The organism is Pseudomonas sp., assembly GCF_049645325.1.
Classification (GTDB): Bacteria; Pseudomonadota; Gammaproteobacteria; order Pseudomonadales; family Pseudomonadaceae; genus Aquipseudomonas.
In genome coordinates, this window is record NZ_JBARTQ010000464.1 from 1 (window position 1) to 4,448 (window position 4,448).

The 4,448-nt window shown below is 63.4% G+C and carries 5 protein-coding genes; all 5 read left to right on the forward strand.

Annotation, left to right across the window (positions count from 1 at the left end; translation table 11 throughout):
- Positions 1 to 179 precede the first annotated feature (179 nt).
- Genes WBB95_RS20125 through pcaG form a run of 5 tightly spaced genes read left to right on the forward strand, consistent with a single transcriptional unit; the run spans position 180 to position 4,305 of the window.
- Complete coding sequence (locus WBB95_RS20125) at positions 180 to 1,037, forward strand: CoA transferase subunit A (RefSeq protein ID WP_424489174.1); 858 nt, start codon at positions 180 to 182, stop codon at positions 1,035 to 1,037.
- Entirely contained in the window at positions 1,037 to 1,816 is a 780-nt protein-coding gene (locus WBB95_RS20130) for a CoA-transferase subunit beta (RefSeq protein WP_424489175.1), read from the forward strand. The genes WBB95_RS20125 and WBB95_RS20130 overlap by 1 nt, the downstream gene beginning before the upstream one ends.
- Entirely contained in the window at positions 1,813 to 3,015 is a 1,203-nt protein-coding gene (gene pcaF, locus WBB95_RS20135) for a 3-oxoadipyl-CoA thiolase (RefSeq protein WP_424489178.1), read from the forward strand. The genes WBB95_RS20130 and pcaF overlap by 4 nt, the downstream gene beginning before the upstream one ends.
- Positions 3,016 to 3,032: 17 nt before the next feature.
- Positions 3,033 to 3,737, forward strand: coding sequence for a protocatechuate 3,4-dioxygenase subunit beta (gene pcaH / locus WBB95_RS20140; protein WP_424489176.1), 705 nt, complete (start codon positions 3,033 to 3,035; stop codon positions 3,735 to 3,737).
- A gap of 1 nt (position 3,738) precedes the next feature.
- A complete protein-coding gene (pcaG, locus tag WBB95_RS20145; RefSeq protein WP_424489177.1) occupies positions 3,739 to 4,305 on the forward strand; it encodes a protocatechuate 3,4-dioxygenase subunit alpha in 567 nt (188 codons plus the stop codon).
- The last annotated feature ends 143 nt before the right edge of the window (positions 4,306 to 4,448 follow it).

The window sequence follows — 4,448 nt, forward strand, 5'->3', positions numbered from 1 at the left end:
AGGCAAGCCAGCTCCCACATCGACCGCGTTTATACAAACGATTAGCTAGACAACAATCTGTTCGATAATCGAACGCTGAGTCGATTATCGGATTGTTTGGGCCATTTCCCCGGCTTAATCTTCAAGCACTTCGGCGCCACCTCGCGCCTTTTTCGATCCACACCGGGAGCCCGAACCCCATGGCTGAAATTCTTGCGCTGCGCGACGCGGTGAAGCGATTCGTGAACGACGGCGACACCGTCGCACTGGAAGGCTTTACCCATCTGATCCCTACGGCGGCGGGTCATGAAATCATTCGTCAGGGCAAGAAAGACCTGACGCTGGTGCGTATGACGCCTGACCTGGTCTACGACCAGTTGATCGGCGCCGGCTGCGCCCGCAAGTTGATTTTTTCGTGGGGCGGCAACCCAGGTGTGGGTTCTCTGCATCGCCTGCGTGACGCCGTTGAGAAACAATGGCCGCAGCCGCTGGAAATTGAAGAGCACAGCCACGCCGACCTGGCCAACGCCTACGTCGCCGGCGCCTCTGGCCTGCCGTTCGCGGTGCTGCGCGCCTACGCCGGTTCCGACCTGCCCAAGGTCAACCCGCTGATCAAGACCGTGACCTGCCCGTTTACCGGCGAAGTGCTGGCGGCGGTGCCGTCGGTGCGCCCGGATGTCACCGTGATCCACGCGCAAAAAGCCGACCGCAAAGGCAACGTGTTGCTCTGGGGCATTCTCGGTGTGCAGAAAGAAGCGGCGCTGGCGGCCAAGCGCTGCATCGTGACCGTCGAAGAAATCGTCGACGACCTCAAGGCGCCGATGAACAGCTGCGTGCTGCCGACCTGGGCGCTGACGGCGGTGTGCCATGTGCCCGGTGGCGCCCACCCGTCCTACGCCCACGGCTACAACGAGCGTGATAACCGCTTCTACCAGGCGTGGGACCCGATTGCCCGCGACCGTGGGACCTTTACCGCCTGGATCGACGAATACATCCACGGCACCGCCGACTTCAGTGAATTCCAGGCCAAGCTGGCCGCCGCGCAGGAGGCCAAGTAATGGCTTACTCGACCAATGAAATGATGACCGTCGCCGCCGCGCGTCGCCTTAAGAACGGCGCCGTGTGTTTTGTCGGCATCGGCCTGCCATCGAAGGCCGCCAACCTGGCGCGCCTGACCTCGTCGCCGGACGTGGTGTTGATCTACGAATCCGGCCCGATCGGTGCCAAGCCTTCGGTTCTGCCGCTGTCCATCGGCGACGGTGAACTGGCGGAAACCGCCGACACCGTGGTGCCGACCGGTGAGATTTTTCGCTACTGGCTGCAAGGCGGGCGCATCGACGTGGGCTTTCTTGGCGCCGCGCAGGTCGACCGTTTCGGCAACATCAACACCACCGTGGTCGGTGATTATCACCAGCCCAAAGTGCGCCTGCCGGGTGCCGGTGGCGCGCCGGAAATTGCCGGCTCGGCCAAGAGCGTGCTGATCATCCTCAAGCAATCGGCGCGTTCGTTTGTCGACAAGCTGGATTTCATTACCTCGGTCGGCCACGGCGAGGGCGGCGATTCGCGCAAGCGTCTGGGTCTGCCGGGCGCCGGTCCTGTAGGGATTATTACCGACCTGTGCATCATGGAACCGGAGGAGGGCAGCCATGAGTTTGTGGTCACTGCTCTGCACCCAGGCGTGACCCGTGAGCAAGTGGTGGCGGCCACCGGCTGGGCGATTCGTTTTGCTGATCAGGTGGCCACCACCGCCGAGCCGACGGAAACCGAACTGACAGCCCTGCGCGACCTCGAAACCCGAACCGCCGCCGCCCACGGCCAAGCGCCGGGAGAAGCCTGATGCGCGATGTATTTATCTGCGATGCGATTCGCACCCCCATCGGCCGCTTTGGCGGTGGCCTGTCCGGCGTACGCACTGATGACCTGGCGGCGCTGCCCATCAAGGCACTGATCGAGCGTAACCCTTCGGTGCAGTGGACGGCGGTCGACGAGGTGTTCCTCGGCTGCGCCAACCAGGCCGGCGAAGACAACCGTAACGTCGCACGCATGGCGCTGTTGCTGGCCGGCTTGCCGGAGAGTATTCCCGGCGTGACCCTCAACCGTTTGTGCGCCTCGGGTATGGACGCAATCGGCACGGCATTCCGCGCCATCGCCAGCCGTGAAATGGAGCTGGCGATTGCCGGCGGCGTGGAGTCGATGTCCCGCGCGCCGTTCGTGATGGGCAAGGCCGACGTGGCGTTTTCGCGCAGCATGAAGCTGGAAGACACCACCATCGGCTGGCGCTTTATCAACCCGTCGATGAAGGCCCAGTACGGCGTGGATGCCATGCCGCAAACCGCCGACAACGTCGCCGACGATTACAGCGTCTCCCGGGCTGACCAGGACGCCTTCGCGCTGCGCAGCCAGCAACGCACCGCCGCCGCCCAGGCTGCCGGCTTCTTCGCTGAAGAAATCGTGCCGGTGCGGGTCGCACATAAAAAAGGCGAGACCGTGGTGGAGCAGGACGAGCATCCACGGGACACCACCCTGGAAGCCCTGGCCAAACTCAAACCGGTGAATGGCCCGGACAACACCGTCACCGCCGGCAATGCCTCGGGCGTCAATGACGGCGCGGCGGCACTGATTCTGGCCTCCGCCGAGGCGGTGAAAAAACACGGCCTGACTGCCCGCGCCCGCGTGTTGGGCATGGCCAGCGCTGGTGTCGCGCCCCGCGTGATGGGCATCGGCCCGGTGCCGGCGGTGCGCAAGCTGGTCGAGCGCCTGGGCCTGGCCGTGACTGACTTTGACGTGATCGAACTCAACGAAGCCTTCGCCGCTCAAGGCTTGGCGGTGCTGCGTGAGTTGGGCATTGCCGACGACGCGCCGCACGTGAACCCGAACGGCGGCGCCATTGCCCTCGGCCACCCATTGGGCATGAGCGGCGCGCGGCTGGTGATGACGGCCCTGCACCAGCTTGAAAAAACCGGCGGCCGTAAAGGCCTGGCGACTATGTGTGTGGGCGTCGGCCAAGGCCTGGCGCTGGCGATTGAACGCATCTAATAAGAGAGGATTGCTCCATGAGTGACAAGCCCGGTTACCGGCGCCCGCAAGCGGGCACTCAACCTGATTACCTGCACCCGGCCTACCAGTCGACGAACTTGCGTTCGCCGTCCAAGCCGTTGGTGTTTCTGCCGCATTCCTTGTCGGAAATCACCGGCCCGACCATCGGCGCCGAGCGCGTCAACGAGAAGGACAACGACCTGACCGCCCAACACGAGGGCGAGCCCCAGGGCGAGCGCATCATCATTCACGGCCGTGTACTGGATGAAAACGGCCTGCCGGTGCCGGGCATTCTCGTGGAGATCTGGCAGGCCAACGCCGCCGGTCGCTACAACCACAAACGCGACCTGCACGACGCGCCGCTGGACCCGAACTTCACCGGCACCGGCCGCACCGTCACCGACGCCGAGGGTTGGTACCAGTTCCAGACCATCAAGCCCGGCGCCTACCCGTGGGGCAACCACCACAACGCGTGGCGCCCGGCGCATATCCACTTTTCGTTGTTTGGGCCGAGCGTGCTGACGCGCTTGGTCACGCAGATGTACTTTCCCGGCGACCCGTTGCTCGAATATGACCCGATCTACAACTGCGTGCCGGACACCTCGTCCAAGCAGCGCCTGATCGCCCGTTTCGACCTGGAAAAAACCATTCCTTCCTATGCCCTCGGCTACCGCTGGGACATCGTCCTGCGCGGCCGCGACGCCACGCCGATGGAGAAATGAGATGACCCTCAACGCGACCACGTCCCACACCGTCGGGCCGTATTACCACATCGGCCTGACCTGGCTGAACCGCGAAGACCTGACCGTGCCCGCCACCCTCGGCGAACGCGTGGCAATCAGCGGGCAAGTGGTGGACGGCAACGGTGATGTCGTCAACGACGCCATGCTTGAAGTCTGGCAGGCGAATGCCGCCGGCAAGTACGACCATCCTGAGGATGAGCAAAACAAGGCAGTGGACCCGAACTTCGAAGGTTTCGGCCGGGTGCCGGTGGATGCCGAAGGGCGCTTTCGTTTTACCACCATCAAGCCGGGCGCAGTGCCGGGCCTGAACGGCACGACGCAGGCGCCGCACTTGGTGGTGCTGGTGTTTGCCCGAGGCTTGGTGAAGCACTTGCTGACGCGGATTTATTTTGACGGTGAAGCACTGAACGGTGATGACCCATTGCTGGCGTGTGTGCCTGCCGAGCGGCGCAGCACCTTGATTGCCCAGGCAGATGCGGCGGGTGTGTTTCAGTGGAATGTGATTTTGCAGGGCACGGACAAGGAAACGGTGTTCTTCGATTATTGAGTGGGCTTCAGGGCCTCATCGCAGCATAAGTATCTACACAACTTTCAAGGCTGAAAAATCTCCCTGTAGTGAGCGGCTTGCCCCGCGCTGGGCTGCGAAGCGGCCCCAATAAAGACTCCGCCGAGTTCCAGATAGAACCAGGT